This is a genomic window from Streptomyces sp. 2-1, from assembly GCF_048564895.1.
Classification (GTDB): domain Bacteria; phylum Actinomycetota; class Actinomycetes; order Streptomycetales; family Streptomycetaceae; genus Streptomyces; species Streptomyces phaeochromogenes.
Map to the genome: position 1 here is coordinate 10,724,564 of NZ_CP183383.1, position 18,174 is coordinate 10,742,737.

At 70.1% G+C, this 18,174-nt stretch carries 17 protein-coding genes; 4 read left to right on the plus strand and 13 right to left on the minus strand.

Annotation, left to right across the window (positions count from 1 at the left end; all coding sequences use genetic code 11):
- Positions 1-56: 56 nt before the first annotated feature.
- Positions 57-2,048 carry a sensor histidine kinase gene (locus ACN20J_RS46850; protein ID WP_189842884.1) on the plus strand — a complete coding sequence of 664 codons (1,992 nt, stop codon included), beginning with the start codon at positions 57-59 and terminating at the stop codon, positions 2,046-2,048.
- Between the two features lie 136 nt (positions 2,049-2,184).
- Here the strand turns inward: ACN20J_RS46850 and ACN20J_RS46855 are convergent, their stop codons facing one another.
- Positions 2,185-2,493, minus strand: a complete 309-nt coding sequence (locus ACN20J_RS46855) for a hypothetical protein (protein ID WP_419668452.1) — start codon at positions 2,491-2,493, stop codon at positions 2,185-2,187.
- 162 nt (positions 2,494-2,655) lie between these two features.
- On the opposite strand from ACN20J_RS46855, the gene ACN20J_RS46860 reads away from it, so the two are divergent.
- Together ACN20J_RS46860 and ACN20J_RS46865 are read left to right on the plus strand one after the other, a co-directional pair.
- Positions 2,656-4,623: a sensor histidine kinase gene (locus ACN20J_RS46860; protein WP_419668453.1), complete on the plus strand. Its 1,968-nt coding sequence runs from the start codon at positions 2,656-2,658 to the stop codon at positions 4,621-4,623.
- The gene (locus tag ACN20J_RS46865; RefSeq protein ID WP_189842881.1) at positions 4,620-5,288 is read left to right on the plus strand and encodes a response regulator transcription factor; all 669 of its coding nucleotides are present in this window, start codon (positions 4,620-4,622) and stop codon (positions 5,286-5,288) included. The genes ACN20J_RS46860 and ACN20J_RS46865 overlap by 4 nt, the downstream gene beginning before the upstream one ends.
- Positions 5,289-5,385: 97 nt before the next feature.
- Here ACN20J_RS46865 and ACN20J_RS46870 read toward each other — a convergent pair whose 3' ends face one another.
- The 5 genes from ACN20J_RS46870 to ACN20J_RS46890 all read right to left on the minus strand — a co-directional run bounded on the left by ACN20J_RS46870 (position 5,386) and on the right by ACN20J_RS46890 (position 9,148).
- Entirely contained in the window at positions 5,386-5,649 is a 264-nt protein-coding gene (locus ACN20J_RS46870; RefSeq protein ID WP_189842880.1) for a hypothetical protein, read from the minus strand.
- Between the two features lie 100 nt (positions 5,650-5,749).
- Positions 5,750-6,658 carry a GlxA family transcriptional regulator gene (locus ACN20J_RS46875; RefSeq protein ID WP_189842879.1) on the minus strand — a complete coding sequence of 303 codons (909 nt, stop codon included), beginning with the start codon at positions 6,656-6,658 and terminating at the stop codon, positions 5,750-5,752.
- A gap of 10 nt (positions 6,659-6,668) precedes the next feature.
- A complete protein-coding gene (locus ACN20J_RS46880; protein WP_189842878.1) occupies positions 6,669-7,268 on the minus strand; it encodes an isochorismatase family protein in 600 nt (199 codons plus the stop codon).
- Positions 7,269-7,407: 139 nt separating this feature from the next.
- A complete protein-coding gene (locus ACN20J_RS46885; RefSeq protein ID WP_361887099.1) occupies positions 7,408-7,638 on the minus strand; it encodes a hypothetical protein in 231 nt (76 codons plus the stop codon).
- A 178-nt stretch (positions 7,639-7,816) separates the two neighbouring features.
- Positions 7,817-9,148: a cytochrome P450 gene (locus ACN20J_RS46890; protein WP_419668454.1), complete on the minus strand. Its 1,332-nt coding sequence runs from the start codon at positions 9,146-9,148 to the stop codon at positions 7,817-7,819.
- A gap of 179 nt (positions 9,149-9,327) precedes the next feature.
- On the opposite strand from ACN20J_RS46890, the gene ACN20J_RS46895 reads away from it, so the two are divergent.
- Entirely contained in the window at positions 9,328-9,795 is a 468-nt protein-coding gene (locus tag ACN20J_RS46895; protein WP_419668455.1) for an SRPBCC family protein, read from the plus strand.
- Between the two features lie 88 nt (positions 9,796-9,883).
- On the opposite strand, the gene ACN20J_RS46900 is transcribed toward ACN20J_RS46895, so the two are convergent.
- The 7 genes from ACN20J_RS46900 to ACN20J_RS46930 form a co-directional block, all read right to left on the minus strand.
- The gene (locus tag ACN20J_RS46900; protein WP_419668456.1) at positions 9,884-10,300 is read right to left on the minus strand and encodes a hypothetical protein; all 417 of its coding nucleotides are present in this window, start codon (positions 10,298-10,300) and stop codon (positions 9,884-9,886) included.
- A gap of 331 nt (positions 10,301-10,631) precedes the next feature.
- Positions 10,632-11,534 carry a TIGR03619 family F420-dependent LLM class oxidoreductase gene (locus ACN20J_RS46905; RefSeq protein ID WP_361912748.1) on the minus strand — a complete coding sequence of 301 codons (903 nt, stop codon included), beginning with the start codon at positions 11,532-11,534 and terminating at the stop codon, positions 10,632-10,634.
- A gap of 187 nt (positions 11,535-11,721) precedes the next feature.
- Positions 11,722-13,149, minus strand: a complete 1,428-nt coding sequence (locus ACN20J_RS46910; RefSeq protein WP_361912745.1) for a leucine-rich repeat domain-containing protein — start codon at positions 13,147-13,149, stop codon at positions 11,722-11,724.
- Between the two features lie 88 nt (positions 13,150-13,237).
- Complete coding sequence (locus ACN20J_RS46915; RefSeq protein ID WP_419668457.1) at positions 13,238-14,581, minus strand: D-arabinono-1,4-lactone oxidase; 1,344 nt, start codon at positions 14,579-14,581, stop codon at positions 13,238-13,240.
- 58 nt (positions 14,582-14,639) lie between these two features.
- Entirely contained in the window at positions 14,640-15,911 is a 1,272-nt protein-coding gene (locus tag ACN20J_RS46920; RefSeq protein ID WP_259333898.1) for an MFS transporter, read from the minus strand.
- Between the two features lie 47 nt (positions 15,912-15,958).
- Positions 15,959-17,239 (minus strand): amino acid deaminase/aldolase, encoded by a 1,281-nt coding sequence (locus ACN20J_RS46925; RefSeq protein WP_419668458.1) that lies wholly within the window; start codon positions 17,237-17,239, stop codon positions 15,959-15,961.
- A 59-nt stretch (positions 17,240-17,298) separates the two neighbouring features.
- Positions 17,299-18,138, minus strand: coding sequence for an SDR family NAD(P)-dependent oxidoreductase (locus ACN20J_RS46930; protein ID WP_361912737.1), 840 nt, complete (start codon positions 18,136-18,138; stop codon positions 17,299-17,301).
- Positions 18,139-18,174 lie beyond the last annotated feature (36 nt).

Sequence of the window (18,174 nt, forward strand, 5' to 3'; positions counted from 1 at the left end):
CGTCCGGTCAGCACGGCCGGCTGACAGACGGCTCGCGCGTCCCAGACACTGGGGCCGTGCCCTCTCCACCGCGCCCCTCCGACGCCGTACTGCGTCGCACAGGATGTGCACTGGCCGGAGCTGCCCTGGCAGCCGCCGCGCTGACGGTCCACCTCGGCCGCGGGCTGCGGTTCCCGGCGGAAGCGGGCGAACAGCCGGTGCCGTACGCCCAATTGGTCGGCGTCACACTGGCAATTCCGGCGAGTGTCGTACTGATCACCGCACGGCCTCGCAATCCGATCGGCTGGTTGCTGCTCGCGGTGCCGGTGCTCGGAACGGCCCAGGACGCCACCTCCGTGTACGCGGTACGCGCGCGGGCCAGACCCGAGGAGCAGCTGTCTGGAGGAGGCCTGGCCTACTCCCTGGGCAGCTCTCTGTGGGTGCCGGCGCTGTCCCTGCTGGTCGTCCTGGTGGTCTTCTATCCGCAGGGGCGGCTGCCGGCCGCCGGGTGGCGCTGGGTGACGCGGGCCATCGGCATCGGCGCGCTGTCGGCCACCCTGGGCCTGGCCACGGCGGCCCAGCCGCCCGCGGAGTACTACCGGGGCGCGGGACCCGCGGTCGAACTGCCGCACCCATGGACGACAGGGCTGACACTCGGCGGTGCGCTGCTGGTGGCCGGTGCGACGGTCCTGGTGCTGGGCGGCGCCTGTGCGCGCGTGCGCCGTGCCCCGACACCGGAGCGTCAGCAACTGCTGTGGCTTCTCGTCCCGTTGGGGCTGCTGCTCGCCGTGTCGTTCGTACCCGCGTGGGGCCGGCTCTTTCCGTTCGCCCTGGGCCTTGTCTCGTTCGCGGTGACGGTGGGCGTGCTGTGGTACCGGCTGCTGGGCATCGAACTCGTCCTGCGGCGGACGCTGTTGTACGGCGGCCTCACCGCTGTGGTCCTGTGCACGTACGCCGGAGTCACCGCCGTGGTCACCGTCGCCGTGCCGACAGGTCCGACCCCCGCGGTCCTGGCGGCGGCCACGGTGGCCGCGCTGCTCACCCCCGTACGCGATCGCCTTCAGAAGGGCGTCGACCGGCTCGTCTACGGAGCGCGGAACGATCCGTTACGCCCCTTCCAGCGACTGGGCAGTCACGTCTCCGCCGACCTGGCCGACGTCCTGCCGACCGTCGTGACGGCGGTCGCCTCCGCGGTGCGCGCCCCCTACGCGGCACTCATCGGGGCCGACGGCACCCTCCTGGCCGAGACCGGAACGAGGTCCGCGCCGCCGGTCGTACGGCAGCTCACCGTGGCCGGCGCCCACGTCGCCGACCTCGCGCTGTGCCCGGCCGATCCTGACGGCTTCCTGCCCGCCGATGCCCGGATCGTCGATGCCCTGACGGCTCCGGTGGCGCTGATCGTCCACGCGGACCGTCTCAACCAGGAGTTACGAGCCGCCCGTCAGCAGGCCGTGGATGCCTCCGCGGCGGAGCGGGCACGCATCCGCAACGACCTGCACGACGGCCTGGGCCCCTCGTTGTCCGGTGTCGCACTGGGGCTGGAGGCGGTGCAGGCATCCGTCACCGGTCACTCGTCGACCTTGGAGGAACTCGTCCACCGTCTGCGTTCCGAGGTGGGACGCGCGGTCGAGGAGGTACGGCGCGTCATCGACGCCCTGCGGCCATCGGCCCTCGACCTGCACAGCCTGGTGCCCGCGCTGCGTGAGCGGGCGCTGGCCCTGACACTGGCGGCGGGCGGGCGTCTGCGGATCGAGGTGGAAGCGCCCGACGACGTCCCCACGCTCCCGGAACCGGTCGAAACGGCGGCCTTCCGGATCGTGGACGAGGCCCTCACCAACGTGGTCAAGCACGCCGGCGCCACCCGCTGTCTGGTCCGTCTGTCCTTCGGCACGGTACTCACCCTCGAAGTGCAGGACGACGGACGAGGCCTGCACCCGGAGCGGGAGAACGACGGAAGGATCGGACTGGTCTCCATGCGCCGCCGTGCCGAGGAACTCAACGGCAGCTTCCGCATCGTCAGCCGTCGCCGGGGCAACACGGTGAGCGTCGAACTGCCGCTGGACGCCTGAGGCATTTCTCAGCCTGAGAACCGGTGCGCGAGGCGCGGCTGCGGGCGCGCACCCTGAGGCGTGTGGCCTCCGTGGCGTCGTACTGGTCCTGTGTACGGGCCGCGAACAACCGCCCCAGCCGACAGTTGATTGAACGTCAGGACGGGTCGTCGGGGACTTTTCCGTTCAGATAGCCCAGGCTGCCGATTCCCATCCGTGTGGTCAGCAGATCCGTCAGCCAGAACGCGGCAGCGGCCAGTACGACACACAGCGCCACCGTCGTGGACGACGGAACGACATCGGTACGCCGGACCGCGGAGGGCGTGTTCCTGTCCGAGTGCCATGCCGCGGTGCCTGCGGTGGCGCGTTCCCCGTCCTGTCGTGTGGCCTGCTGGAGGAACGGAAGCCCGACGAGGATCGTCGCCGCGGCGGCGGCCACCTCGGCCGTGGACTGAGCTGAGGACATACCGAATTCCCCTTCGGGATCGTGCAGTTGGTGGACGGTGTCCGAGGACGGTGGCCGGTATCCCCGCTGTGTTCCGTGTCCCGGACCGGGCGGGCGGACTTCCCGTCCCGACCGGGACACGGCGTATACCGGACGGGCCACCCGGCACAGCACACTGGGTGCATGGCTGCGCGAACGGTTGCCTGGACAGTGGTGCTGTGCAGCACCGCGGCGCTGGGGTGTGCCGTCTGGATCGTCACCCTTCCCCGCTCCGAGCGGTTGGAGGACTTCGCCAACTTCGTGGGGATCGTCGGCGCGGTGGGTGTGGAGTGGGAGATCGCCGGCGCGGCGTTGATCTCGCTGCGTCCCCGCAACATTCTGGGCTGGCTGTTCCTCGGAGCCGGTGCCATGAACGTCCTGCAGGTGATCCTGGCCGCTTACGGGGGCTACGGAGTCATGGCGGCACAGCCGGGGTGGCCGGGAGCGGCGTGGGTGGCCGCGGCAAGTACCGGGTTGTGGATTCCCCCCGTCCTGGCCACTCCCACGATCGTGCTCGCCCTCTATCCCAACGGGCATTTGCCGAGCCGGTGGTGGCGATGGCCGGTCATCGGCGTGGCGGTCGCGATCTTGTTACCCGTCCTGACGATGCCGTTCGACCCGGCGGCCTACGACGACATCGCTCCCGGGCACGCTCCTCCAGCCACCCTGCCCTCCTGGGCGCTGACACTCGCGCTGTGGGGTGTCCACATTCCGCTGCTGGTGGTGTCGATTCTCGCCATCTGGGTGGGCACCGTCGTCCGGTTGATACGGGCCAAGCCCCCCGAGCGTCAGCAGTTGGTGTGGTTCGTGTGCGGCGCGGGTCCTCTCCTCACCTTCACCTACTTCAGTCTGCTACCTCAGCAGGTGATCGCCCTATGCATTGCTCTCATTCCCGTGGTGGTGGCGATCGGTGTACTGCGCTACCGCATGCTGGGCATCGAGATCGTGTTGCGGCGCGGGCTTGTCTACGGGGGACTGACCGCTGCGGTGGTCGCTGTCTATCTGACGGTCACCGTCCTCGTCGGATCAGCCCTGGACGAACGCCCGTTGCCCGGGGTGCTGACCGCGGCACTGGTGGCGGTGTCACTCACACCGGCCCGGGATCGGTTGCAGCGTATGGCCGATCGCTTTGTGTACGGCGCGCGCAGGGACCCACTGCGTGCCATCGCCCAACTGGGCGACCAGGTCGCCGTCGCCGGGGAGTCGGACCTGCTGCCGGCCGCCCTGCAGGCCGTCACGGACGCCGTGAGGGCACCCGCGGCCTCGGTGACGGCGCCGGACGGACGGAGCATCGGCTCCACGGGAGACACACCGAAGACGGGGCCGACCTTCCCGCTGCAGGTCGGAGGCCGCTTCGTGGGCGTACTGCAGGTCGCGGACCGCGGACCCGTTGGCTCCTATGGCGAGACCGAGATGCGGCTGCTCGCTGCGTTGGCTCCACAGGTGGCCGTTCTGGTGCGCGCGCTTGAACTGACCGAGGCGTTGGAGACCGAGCGGGACCGGGTCATCGGCGCCACCCGCGCGGAACGCGACCGGCTCAGGCGCGACCTGCACGACGGACTGGGCCCCTCACTGTCCGGAATGGGGCTGGGTCTGCAGGCCGCCGTAGACACCCTGAACGCCGACGACCGGCCCGCCTGTACTGCGCTGCTCACCCGCATCCGCGAAGAAGTAGACATCGCCGTCCAGGAGATCCGCAGGATCATCGACGGTCTGCGCCCCACGGCACTCGACGCCATGAGCCTGCCCGAAGCCCTCCGCCGCCACGCCAAGACCGTCTCCGGCACCCTGCCGGTCGAGGTGACCGTCGCTGAACTGGCCGAGCTGCACCCCGAGGTCGAGACCGCCGCGTACCGGATCGTGACGGAGGCGATCACCAACACCGTGCGCCACGCGTCAGCTCAGCGTTGCCATGTCCTGCTCGCCGCCCACGACGGCTCGCTGCACATCACCGTCACCGACGACGGCGCAGGCATTCCCGCGGGGACTCCGGTCGGCGTCGGGCTGTCCTCCATGCGCCGTCGTGCCCAGGCGCTCGCCGGCACGTTGACCGTCGAGTCCACGACGAGCGGTACCGTCCTCGCCGCCACCCTTCCGCTGGAGGCACTGTGACCGTCCCCTCCGCAGTTCGAGTGGTCGTCGCCGACGACCATCCCATGTTCCGCTACGGTCTCAAGGCCGCTCTTGCCGCCGGTGACGAGGTCGAGGTGGTCGGTGAGGCGGCGAGGGGCGACGAACTGCTCGCCGTCGTCGACCGGACCACTCCCGATGTCGTCCTCACAGACCTGGCCATGCCCGGACTGGACGGCGCAGCCGCCACCCGGGCCGTGCTGGCCCGCCATCCCCGGGTGGGCGTCCTCGTTCTGACGATGCACGAGGACGACGAGGCCCTCTTCGGCGCGCTGCGCGCCGGAGCCCGCGGTTATCTCCTCAAGGGCGCCGATCGGACGGAGATAGTCCGGGCCGTCCTATCGGTGGCTGCGGGCGACGCCGTCTACGGAGAAGCCGTCGCCCGCAAGATCGTTGCCTTCTTCACCGGCGCCCACCGCGACTACGCGGCCAAGCTCTTCCCCGAACTCACCGACCGGGAACGGCAGATCCTGGAACACATCGCCACCGGATGCGGCAACTACGAGATAGCGCGGCGGCTGGTCCTGTCGGAGAAGACCGTCCGCAACTACGTCTCAGCCATCCTGGTCAAACTAGGTGTCCCTCACCGCGCCGCCGCGGTTGCCAAGGCGCGCGACGCCGGTCTGGGCACACCCAGCACGGAGTGACCCAGCCTCATGGAGTGGATGCCCCATGTGCGGGTGTGCGGGTGTGCGGGTGTGGGGAGGGCGGACGGACGGGCGTGCGAGCTCGCCGAATCCGTCGTCAGCGCCAGTCCCCGGGGATGTTGCGCGACTGCTTGAGGAGATCCCAGTCCTTGGGCCGTGCCCCACGGGAGAACCACTCGGCGCCCTGCCCGGTCCAGTAGCCGCGATACTCCCGGGTGGCCGAAAGGTCGAGCGCCTGCGTGCCCGACTCCCATCCGCAGCAGCTGCAGATGATGTGGGTCGGCCAGGTGTCCTCGAAGAAGAGGTCACCGTCCGTGTAGCCGCAGACGCGACAGACTTCCTCGTCCTCGATGCTTCTCATGGGGTCGTCGCTCTTCATGGTTCCGCATACTGCCTCGGCGACGGTTCACACGGCGTCCAATTACCCGCTGCGGAGGCACGGTTGCACGGCGTTGGAGTGGTCAGGCCGCGCGGGCGCGGAGGCGGCGCAGCATGCGGGGGTCCTCGAAGCCGACCGAGCGGGCGGCGGCGTCGGTTGTCGCGCCATGGCTGATGAGGTGTTGAGCCCGTTCGAGGCGCAGGGCCTGCTGGTAGCGCAGCGGGGTGAGTCCCGTGGCGCGGCTGAAGAGGCGGGTGAGGGTCCGTTCGCTCACGCCGACGGCCGAGGCCAGGGCGGGGAGGGGGAGCGGTTGGTCGAAGCGGGCGTCGATGAGGTCCTGGGCCCGGTGCACGGTGTCGTCGAGGTGGGACCGGTGCCGGAGCATCGCGCTGGACTGCGGCTCGTGGCCGTTGCGGCGGGCGTAGACGACCATCTCGCGGGCCACCTGTGCGGCGACGGCCGGGCCGCGCTGGGTGGCGACCAGGTGCAGGGCCAGGTCGATACCGCTGGCGATGCCCGCCGAGGTGATCACCCGGTCGTCGGCGGTGAACAGGACGTCGCGGACGACCACTGCCGCGGGGTGGCGTACGGCCAGCTCGTCCTGCACGTCGTGGTGGGTGGTGCAGCGGCGGCCGTCCAGCAGGCGGGCCCGGCCGAGCGCCTCGGCCCCGGCGCAGACGCTGGCCACCGTCCCACCCCTGGCGTGGTGGTCCCGCAGGACCTGGAGGGAGGCGGCAGCGATGGCTGGGCTGTCGGCCAGGGTCGCCGCCCGCCAGCCGGGCACCACGATCAGGTCCTCGGGCCCGAGCTCGGGCCAGTCGAGCCCCGCCACCAGCGGCAGCCCCTGCGCGGTGGAGACCTGCGGCCTCTCGGCGACGTAGGACAGCGTGTAGGGGTACCCGAAGTCGGCGGCCGTCGAGAAGACCTGCGCGGGTCCTGCCAGGTCCAGCAGATGGACTCCGGGCACCAGGAAGAAGACGATGTGGCTCACGATTCGGTCATCATGCCCTACGTCCTGCTGCGGCCTCCAGCTCGTCGACGGTCGCGATGGTGGCGAAGCGTCCGGCGAGGGCGTACTCGGTGCGCCTGATGACCTCTTCGGCGGGCAGCGTGAGCGGGTCGGCCAGCAGCTCGGCGACGCTCTGGTCGGCGGGAGCGTCGCGGTGGGGGATGGGATTGGTCGCGGTCGCGTCGGTGACGAAGGTGACCTGGTAGCCGAGGTCGCTCGCGACGCGGGTCGTGGTCTCCACGCACTGCTCGGTACGGATGCCGCAGACGGTGAGTTCGCGGACTCCGCGCTCGGTGAGCAGTTGCTGCAGGTTGGTGGTGGTGAACGCGTTGTGCGAGGTCTTGTGGATCAGCGGCTCCCCGTCCGCCCGCTCCAGTTCCTCCATGAGCCGGACATGGCCGAGGGCAGGGTCGAAGACATCCCCGCTGCCCGGCTCGGAGTGCAGCACCCATACGACCAGGTCCCCGGCCTGACGCGAGAGCCGGACCAGGCGGTTCACCTGTTCGGCGATCTTCAGGTCGGAGGTGGTCTCCCACAGCGGACGGGCCCGGAAGGACTCCTGGACATCAATGACGATCAGTGCTCGGGTCATGCCCCAAGCCTGGGCCGTACGAGAGGGCCGGGACCAGGCCACATCGGGTCCGGGTGCGGACCGATCCGGTCATGGGTGGGGCTGGCGGGGCTGTGAGGTCATTGAGGTCGCCCCGATCTCTGCGAGTCGCGACGAGTCCCTACGAGAGGGAGTCGCGATCACGCAGAGCGCCGAGGGGGCCGGCGTCGTTGAAATGCTGCTGGGCATGAGCCTGGCGGCGAGCATCGCGCACGCCTCTGGTGGCCGCCGATTCGATGCGCCGCGCTTCCGGACCGGAATCCATCCGGCGCCTCTGACGGCCCACCAGCACGGTCACGGCGGCCGTCAAGATGGACACGATCGCCGTCGCAGCCAGGACCAGATAGACCATCCTCAACCCCCGTGCTCACTCGGACCGTTCACCACCATCTCGCCCCCGCACAGACCGCCCAGGGCCGCTCACGCCACCGTACCCAGCGGGCGACCACGGACGAACAGCCGCTTCCGGCACCAATGACCGGCAGAACTCTGCCGCCCTCCGGCAATTTCATGGTGCGCGATGGTCCGTCTCAGGCGAGTAGCGGGACCAAGGTCGCCGGAGTGGGCCCGTCCGGGCGGACGGTGATTCCGTGTACCGCCTTTGTGGGGGTGGAGGAGAAGGTCGGGGTGTGGGTCGGCAGCAGGTGTTCGAGCAGGACGGTTGATTCGCGGAGTGCGAACTGCAGGCCTAGGCAGGCGCGGGGGCCGATGCCGAAGGGGAAGTAGGCGCCCGGGTGGGTGGGGCGGGCGCCCGGTGTGATGAAGCGCTGGGGGTCGAAGTCGTCAGGCTCCGGCCAGAGTTCGGGGTCGCGGTGCGTGAGGTACGGGCAGACCAGGAGGTCGGTGCCCGCCTCGACTGCGTACCCGGCGAGGGTGTCGTTCTCGGTGGCGTGGCGGGGCAGGATCCAGGCCGACGGGTAGAGCCGGAGCGTTTCGTGGATCAGGGCTTGGACGGCCTGGCGGCGTTCCGGGGAACCCTCGCCGCCGGCGGCCAGGGCTTGATCGCGGGCGGCGGGGTTCCGGTCGAGGAGCAGGTAGAGCCAGGTCAGGGTGGTGGCGGTGGTCTCGTGCCCGGCCGCGAGCAGCGTGACCAGTTCGTCGCGGATCAGCTGGTCGGTGTACTCGGGGTGCTCGGCGGCGGCGTCCACCAGGATGTGCAGCAGGCCGGGGCCGTCGGGGCCGGCCGCCCCGTCGCGGGCGGCCTCGATGGCGTGCCGCGCGACCGCGTCGATCCGGGCGAGATCGGCGGCCACGGCTTCCTTGGCGTCGCCGATGTCGGCGGGCAGAGTCGGAAGGGCGGCCCCCACGTTTTCCACGGCGGCCAGTTCGCGCTCGGTCTCGTCATCGAGCGGGTGCCCGGTGAGGGAGCGCCAGATGGTGTCCAGGGCGAAGCGGCGCATCTCCTGGCCGACATCGAAGGGCTGCCCGGTACGGGCGTACTCGTCCCAGCGTCCGGCGGTGGTCCGGGCGGCACCGGTGATCCGCTGTTCGTAGCGGCGCATCCCGGTACCGGTGAACTGGGACTGCAGCAGACGGCGTTGCTGCTTCCACGCCGCGCCGGTGGCCGCCAGGACACCGTCGCCGATCAGCACACGGGCACGGTGGGAGCGCTTGGTGTACCGCTCCGGATGCCGGGCCAGTACGTGCTGGACCGCTTGCGGGTCGGTGACGAGAACGGTGGGGGCCGGCCCGAGGCGGAACGCGGCGACGCCGCCGAACCGTTCGCGCACCTGGGACAGCAGCTCGACCAGTTCACCTCCGCCCGAATGCCACTGCTTCACGAGCTCGGGCTCGGCTTCGGGTACCGGCCGCCCCGTTCCGGGGGCGTACGAGGGGGAGCCGGGACCGGCTTCAGTGTCCATGTTTCCTCTCCTGGTCAACCGCCGGGCTCGGCCGCAACGGAGCGCCGGCGCCAAGGCGGACTGTACGGGAGCGGGCACAGCAGGTGACAGTTCACCTTGGTACGGCGTCCGTCCCGGCACTGCCCGGGCACCGTCGCCCTGCGCCGCGTGGGGAACCGCCTTCGCCCTAGACTCGGGCCATGGACAGGACCGACCGCGCCAGCCGGGTGATCGCGGCACCACCGGCGACTGTTTACGGTGCTCTGCTCGACCGGGAGTCCCTGGAGGCTTGGTTGCCGCCGGAAGGCATGCGCGGGCGGGTCGAGTGGTGGGATCCCCGGCCCGGTGGCGGATTCCGGATGGTGCTCACCTACCTCGATCCCACCGACAGCCCCGGCAAGACCTCGGACGCGACGGATGTCGTCGACGTGGGGTTCGCCGAACTGGTGCCGTCGGAGCGCGTGGTGCAGCGGGCGGTGTTCGAGGCCGACGACCCGTCGTTCGCGGGCACCATGACGATGACCTGGCATCTCGCTGCCGCCGGTGACGGAACCGAGGTGACCGTCACCGCCACGGATGTGCCATCCGGCATCGACCAGTCGGACCACGAAACCGGGATCGCCTCCTCACTGGCCAACCTGGCGTCGTACCTCGAACGGACCGACTGACGCAGGGCGGCGGCGACCGGGTCCGGCCCCGGCCACGTCGAAGCCGGGCGGTCGTCCCGCTTCCGGCCAGGCCTCGGGACGCCCTGGACTACTCGGACGGGCGCAGGTTGTTCTGGAGGTCGTTCGCGCCCGTGATGATCGAGGTGTAGAGCCCGGAGCAGGTATTGAACTTCTGGGTGGTGGCGGCATCGACCGTGGTCTCGGGCACGGTGGCGCACAACTCGGTGAAGTACTGGTCGTATTGCTCGTTGATGGCGGTGGTGCCGTCAAGTGTCGCCTGGTAGCGGTCCTTGTCGGGACGGGCCTCCACCTCCTTGTGCAACCGCTCGGTGATCGCGTGCACGGCTGCCGTATGGGTCTCGCAGGCACCGCCCACGCCCGCCTTGCAGCCGTCGGGCTTCGCGTTCACCGCCTCGCTGATCCTGTCGTGCCACTTCGCCTCCAACTCCAGGGACTCGCCGCCCTGTTCGTCGGTGGAGCCTCCGTAGCCCGCGGTCGCGGCCATGACCCCGCAGGCCAACAGCGGTATCAGCGACCGAAGCCCCGTACCGGCTCGCATCGTGCCCCCTGTCGTCGTGTCGTGCCCGCCCGGGCCGGGCGGAGGGCCGAGAGCGTAGCGCGACCGCGCCGAAGCGGTGGCGAACCTGGAGGAGGGCATCATGTGGCCGACCGCCTACGCCCTGACAGGACTGAGCGAAGCCAATGAGGTGGCGATCCGCGCACTCGTGAAGCGGGCGGTGGGCTGAGACAGGGCCTCAGTGGCAGGACGTTCCGCCAAACCGATCGATCCCCCTGGCGGCGACTCCGGCTGCTACAGGGGGATCGGCGCAGCGACGTCAGCCCTTCTGGACCAGGGCGATCAGTTCGGCGGCGACGGCCAGGGCCTCGTCGACGCTGTGGACGGCGTACATGGAGTCGACCATGAAGTGGTCGATGCCGGTGCGCTCGTGGACAGCCTTGATGGTGTCTGCGACATCCTGGGTCGGGGTGCCCGCATCGATGTTGACCCGCAGGACGGCATCGATCGCGGACGGGTCCCGGCCGGCCTCCCGGGCCAGCTGGTCGATGGCCGCCCGCTGGTTCACCAGCCCGTCGATGTCCACGTAACTGGGCACCACGACCAGCGGCAGCCAGCCGTCACCGCGCTCGGCGACCCGCCGCAGGGCGCGCTCGGACATGGCGCCGAGGTAGAACGGCGGACGGGGGCGCCTGGCGGGCTTGAGGGGGGAGTGGTGCAGGGGCACCGAGATCAGCTCGCCGCTGTACTGGGCCGGGTCGGTGGTCCAGATGGCGTCGAGGGCGTCGAGCAGTTCGTTCATCCGGGCGCCGCGCCGGGTGAAGTCCGAGCCCGCCGCCTCGTACTCCTCCGGTGACCAGCCGATTCCGAATCCGGGCAGCAGACGGCCGTCGCTGATCACGTCGATGCTGGTGAGCGACCTGGCCAGTTGGACGGGCGGATACAGCGGGGCGATGAGCACATGCGTTCCGAGCAGTACGCGTTCGGTGGCGCTCGCTGCGATGGCCAGGAGTACGAACGGGTCGGCGGCCGTGTTGAGTTCGGCCGGAATCGAGTCGCCCTGCCCGCCGTAGCCGACCTTGGGGTTGACGGCGGCCAGGTTACGGTCGCCCACCCAGAGGCTCGCGGCCCCCGCGTTCTCCGCCTCGCGCGCGAACTCCGCGGTCCGGGCTATGCCCAAGGCCTGCTTGTGGAACTGCGGGAGCGCAAAACCGATCTTCATGGCTGTTCCTTGCTGAGTAGTCGTGGCAACCATCGGCCGTCCCCTCGGGCGACCAGCGCATACCGGTTCCCTGTAAGGGAGTTGGCAGAGCGGGACGGTCGTCCACGGCCGTCATGCGCACCCGAGAGTACAGAAGTTGATTGTGCAACTACTTCGATTGGGTGCTGACGGCGTGTCGCGTCCCGCCTCAGTCGCCGCCCACGAAGCCGCTGTCGTGGTCCACATCCAAGTCCGCTGTGTCGTTGGCGAGTTGGGCGGGATCCCCGCGTCCCGTACGGTCCGTCGGCTCGTCCGGGTGCTGGCGGCCGTTCGCACCGGCAGTGGACGCCTGCGAGGCGCGTGGCGGGTACGCCCCTCTGGAGACCCTGAAGCCGGTCTCCGGGCTCTCGTCGGCCAGCGCCCGCGCGAGCGCGGCGCGGCAGCGGCGGGTGAACATGGGCCAGGGGCGGGACGCTTCGGGCGGCCACGCAGCCGCCAGGAGGGACAAGGCAGCCCAGGGTGCCATCCACAGAAGCGTCCACCATCCGGGGTCCTGGTCGGGCAGGCCCGGGAATCCGTTGCGCAGGAGCATCGCGTTCATGGACATCCCGAACGACACCACGAGGGCGGCGAGCAGCGCGGGGACGCGGTAGGCGCCGAAGCAGCGGCGCACGGTCAGTCTCTTCAGCCGGGTGAGTGGGGACATCCCGCTCAGGTCCACCAGCCGGGAGCAGTTCTTGATCTCGAGCTGGTCCAGGCGGGGGTGCGGGGCGAGTCCTCGGAGGGTCTCCAGGCGGGGGCAGTCCTGCAGGATCAGCTCGGTCAGGCCGGACATCGCGTCGATACCGGCCAGGTCGTTCAGGCGGCTGCAACTGCGCAGGTCCAGGCGGGTCATGGCGGGAACGTCACGCAGGCCGGTCAGGTCACGGATCCCGGTCCAGCCGAGGTCCAGGTGGGTGAGCCGGGTCAGCCCGGACAGCTGGGAGGCATCCATGAAGGAGCGGCAGCCGTGCAGTGACAGTGTCTCCAGCGCGGGGAACGCTGTGGTGAAACCGTCGGCGGACCGCACCCTGGTCATGCTGAGGTCCAGCTCTCGCAGTTTCCTCAGCGCCAGCAGTGGTGCGGTGTCCTGAACCGCCCGGCAGCGGTGCAGGCCCAGCCGGGTCAGCTCGGTGAGGCCGCTGATCGGGGTCAGGTCCTCGATGCCCGCGCAGCCGTTGAGGCCGAGGTCCGTGAGCCCGGTGAGCGCGGCCACCTCGGTGAGGTCCGTGATCTCCTTGCAGCGGTGGATGTGCAGGCCGTGGAGTGTGGTGAGGTGGCGCAGGCCGGTCAGTGAGGTCATCCGGCGCAGGCGTATGGAGGTCCGGCCCTCGCGCACGAGGGCCGGGGCGAGCAGAGCGGCGCAGAATCCGTCCGGGTCGGCTGCCCGGGGCCACAGCCGCAACAGCGTCTCCGAGGAGACCTCGACCTCGCTCTCCGACCGGGCCGCCAGGGCCAGTGCTGTTCCGTCGTCCGGGATCAGGACGAGTTCCCCGATGGCCCTACGCATCTTGACCGGCTTACCTGTCGCCAACAACTCGCGCAGGGTGGCCATCCGGGAGGCATCGGGATCGTTGCCGGCATTGCTCGAGATCATGGCGCGACACGATAGGGGGTGGGTCTGACAGCGGTTCCGCAATAGGCCCTGTCCGCCCGGTGCTTGAGCCACGCGGGCGCCGGGTGGGTCAGTCGCCTAGCACCCTGCTCAGATAGGCGTTGGTGAAGCGCCGGTCGGGGTCGAGCCGGTCGCGCAGTGCCGTGAACTCGTCGAAGCGGGGGTAGGCGTCCGCGAAGTAGGCCGCGTCCCGGGTATGGAGCTTGCCCCAGTGCGGGCGCCCCTCGTGCGCGACGAAGATGCGCTCCGCTTCCGCGAAGTACTGCCGGTACGGCATGCCCCGGTAGACGTGGACGGCGATATAGGCGCTGTCGCGTCCGCCTGCCGTTGAGAGGGTGATGTCGTCGGCGGGCGTGGTGCGGACCTCGACCGGGAAGCTGATGCGCAGATCGGAGCGCTCGATCATGGCCTTGAGTTCACGGAGGGCGTCGAGGACGGCCTCGCGAGGGACGGCGTACTCCATCTCGATCATCCGGACGCGGCGCGGGCTGGTGAAGACCTTGTACGGGATGTCCGTGTAGGTCCTGGCCGACAGGCCACCGCTGGTGATCCGCGCGATGGCCGGGACGGTGGCGGGGATGGTCCGGCATACGGAATTGAGTGCCTGGAAGACGTTGTTGGAGAGGAACTCGTCCTCGAACCATGTCTTGAGCCAGCCCAGTGGGGCGTGGGGGCCGGCGGTCCGGTTGTTGCGCAGGGTGATGCAGTTGTCCGTGTGCGGGAACCAGTAGAACTCGAAGTGGTCGTTGTGCGCGTGGAGTTCGTCGAAGGCCGCGGTGACCGTGTCGAACGTCATTGGTTCTTCGTGGGAGGCGAGGAGGAAGAGCGGTTCGACGGCGAACGTGAGGGCGCTGACGATGCCCAGAGCGCCGAGTCCGACGCGCGCCGCGGTGAACACTTCGGGGTTCTGGGTCGCGGAGCACGACAGCAGCGAGCCGTCCGCAGTCACCAGTTCCAGGCCACGGATCTGCGCCGCGATCGCACCCGACGCGCGCCCCGTGCCGTGGGTGCCTGTACTGGTGGCTCCGGCCACGGTCTGTTCCATGATGTCGCCCATGTTCGTGAGCGACAGGCCTTGTTGGGCCAGAGCCATGTTCATCGTCCTGAGTCTCGTACCCGCCTCGACGGTGACGGTGCCGGCCTTCGCGTCGATCGTACGGATGCCGCCGAGCCGGTCGGGGCGAATCAGTACGCCGTCGGTCGCGGCGGCCGTGGTGAAGGAGTGGCCGCTGCCCACCGCTTTCACCGGCAGACCGTCCTCGGCCGCCCGGCGAACGACGGCGCGGAGCTCCTCGACCGAGGCGGGGGAGACGACTCGGGCCGGGTGAGCGGTGACGTTCCCGGCCCAGTTCCGCCAGGTGTCCGGCTTCGGGTTCGTTCTGGGCCGGGGATCATTGGAGCGGAGCGTGTCCACGGCTTTCCTTTCGTTTTGGAGTGCGGGGCGGAGTGCGGGGTCCATCGGGGTGCGGGAGCTATCTGACGGATCGAACGCGGTACACGAGGAGAACTCCCACGGTCGCGGCCACGCCTACGCAGGAGAACAGGAGCGGATAGCCGCCGTCGGACGTGATGATGAAGCTGGCGATCAGAGGGGCCAGCGAGGGCGGGACGACCGCGGCGATGTTCATGATGCCGAGGTCCTGGGCCCGGCTCTCGGCGTCGGGCAGGACCTGGGTGATCAGCGCCTGATCGACGGCCATGTACGCACCGAAACCCGCGCCCATGACGGCCGACGCCACCAGCGTGACGCCGAGGCTGGGAAAGCTCGCCAGGAGGAATCCCGAGGCCGCCTGGAGCAGCGCCGCCAGGGCGACGAAGATCCGCCGCCTGCCGAGGCGGTCGGACAGCACTCCGGCGACGGAGCTGGCCAGGACACCGGCCACGAGATAGAGGGCCGTACAGGCGAGCAGGCTGCCGGCCGGATCGGGAACCAACAAGTCGTCGGTCAGGAAGTAGAGGGTGTAACAGACGCCCAGGGAGTTCGCCAGGTTGACCAGGAGCCGCCCGCCGAACGCCCAGGCGAAGTCGCGGTTCCTGAGCGAGCGGCCCATGGAGGTGAGCAGCGTACGCAGACTCAGCGCGGGCTCGGCGTCGTACGAAGCGTCACGGAAGCGCGCGAGGAACGGCGCGGTACAGACGATCAGCAGGGCCGCGATGACGAGGTATCCGCTCGCGGGGGACAGCGCGAACACGGAGACCAGGGCGATGCCGGTCACCACGCCGAGGGCCTGGGGGCCGTAGATCGCGCTGGACACCAGACCGCGCTGGCCGACGGGGACGCGGTCGGCGATCATGGCCGTCAGCCCGGCGGTGGCGGCGCTGAGACCGAGCATGCTCGCCGACCACGCGAGGGTCATGCCCGGCACCGTCGTCTGCTCCCCGGTGATCGCCAGCCCCGCCGCGAACCACAGCGCGCCGCCCGCGAGCCAGAGCCTTCTGCGTCCGAAACGGCTTCGGGAGCGGTCGCACAACGCCCCGCACACCGGGAGGGCGAGCAACGAGACCAGTCCGGCGAGGGCGTTGACGACGGCGAAACCGTGGACCTTGGATGCCGGATCGATGATCTCCAGCTGCTGGGGCAGCAGCAGTTGAAGGGGGACGAGACTCGCCATCCAGAACCCGAACCAGACCAGGCCGAACAAGGTGATCCAGCCACGGGAGACGGGTTCGGTCGGCGCATGGCCCGCGGGTTTCGTGACGGCGTCCGCCGGCATCGGGGCCGGCGGGTGGAACTCGGTGGACACAAGGCCTCCCGGGAGCGGAAACGGTCCTGTTCAGGGACGGGGCACAGTCACAGGAAGGCGTGTCCCTCGCCCCGGTAGGTCGCGACCTCGTCGACGACCTCCGTGCCCGACACCAGGTGGAGTGTGTTGACGCGCTCGCACAGCTCGCCGGCCTTGGCGTGCCGGAACCACACGTGGTCGCCGAGGCGCATCCCGTGCGCGGCAGCGCCCAGGACGGGTGTCTGGACTTCGCCGGCCCCTTCCCGTGGGTTCGTACGCAGCCCGTGCGGCCAGGCCAGGGTGGGCTGGCGGTCGAGGCCGGTCGCGCCGGAGGCGATCCAGCCGCCGCCGAGCACGGTGGCGATCCTGGGGCTCGGGCGGCGTACGACGCCCATGACGAAGAAGGCCGCGGGCCGGGGGCGGAAGCGCCGGTAGAAGTCGAAGAGTCCGGGCCCGTAGAGCCCCGATCCGGCACCGATCTCGGTGATGACGTGTTCGGCGGAGGTCTGCTCGATGGAACCCGTACCGCCGCCGTTGACGAATTCCAGCGGCGCCACGGCCTCCACGGCGGCTATGACCGCCGCGCGCCGGTCGGCCAGTTCGGCGGCGGAGAGGCGCTGCATGGCGCGGATCGCGGCCCGCCTGAGCAGCGAGCCGGGCTGGTTGTCGCCCAGCCCGGCGATCTGGCCTTCGTAGGACATGAGCCCGGCCAGCCGGAATCCGGGTCGCTCCTGGACGGCGCGGGCGAGCGCGGCGGCCTGCCGGGGGGAGTGCACCGGCGAGCGGTACGGGCCCAGGTGGATGCGGCCTCCGGCCAGTTCCAGCGAGGCGTCCAGATCGATGCAGACGCGGATGTCGGGGCGGGAGGCGCCCACCACCTTGTCGACGAAGTCCAGCTGGCCCATCGAGTCGATCATGAGGGTGATGCGGGAGGCCGCGCGCTCGTCCGAGGCGAGCCGCTTCAGCGCGGTGCGGTCCGTCGTCGGATAGCCGATCACCACGTCCTCGTGGTCCTCGGCCAGCCACAGGGCCTCGGGCAGGGTGAAGGCGAGGATTCCCCGGTATCCCTCACGCCGGGCGGCCCGCCCGATCAGCTCGCGGCTGCGGACCGACTTGCTGGCCAGGCGGATGGTCGCCCGGCCCGCCGCCCGGTGTGCCAGCTCCGCGGCATTGGCGTCGAAGGCATCCAGGTCCACCACGGCGAACGGCGGGTCCAGGTGCTCGGTCGCCCTGTTCAGCTGGATCATCCGGGCCTCGTTCGGCCCGGCGGCAGCGGATACGGCCCTCTTCACGTCCGGGTTTCTCACGTCCGCGTTCACGTCCGGTCGGGACGTCGTGTGCGTATTCATCTCCGCACCCTTTCTGCTTTCTGGGAGGTCTCTTCGAGAAGCGCGTACGGGAAGCCCCCTCAGTTCCGGGATGCCGGGATTCCCTGAGCGGAGCGCAGCTTCTCCCGTCGGCGTCGGCCCTGGGCTTCGACGATGGGGATGACGCGGCGCATCAGCCGGGGGAAGACTCCGACGATCCGCTGGAAGCGGCCGGCGAGCGGCGGGAACACCACTTCGACCGGCTTGGCGGTCATGGCGTCGACGACGGCCTTGGCGATCTGCTCCGGGGCGTAGGACTTCTCCGCGAAGGCGATGGCGGCGGAGGGGTCGGCCATCTCCTGGTCGAGCATGCCGGTCCGGGTGGACGGCGGATGGACGATCGTGAAGTCCAGCGGTCCGTCGCGTTCCTCGATCGCGACGCTGTGGTGAAAGGCCCGAAGACCGTGCTTCGTGGCGCCGTAGGTGGCGTAGCCGGGCAGTGGCAGGAACGACGTCATGCTGCAGACGTTGATGATGTGACCGTGGCCCTGCGCGGTCATGCGCTCCAGCGCCGCGCAGACCCCCGTGATGGTGCCGAGCAGATTGATCTCGACGATGTCGCGGTGCTGCTGGGGGCGGAGATCGCGGGCGAGTCCGGTGTGGGTGATACCGGCGTTGTTGACCAGTACGTCGACGACTCCGAATCGCGCCTGAGCCGCGTCGAACGCCCTGCTCCAGTCCGCGGGACTGCGAATGTCCAGGGTGTGTGCGGCGGCCCGCTCGCCCAGGGCGCGGGCTCGGGCCACGACGGCCTCTTCATCCACGTCTGTCAGCAGGACGCGATGGCCGCGTGTGATCGACAGTTCCGCGATGGCGGCTCCGATGCCGCCGGCGGCGCCGGTCACGAGAAGGACCTTGCTCTTTTCGGATGGCTGGGGCATGGCGACAGATTCTCCTGGTCAACTGTCCAAGTCAAC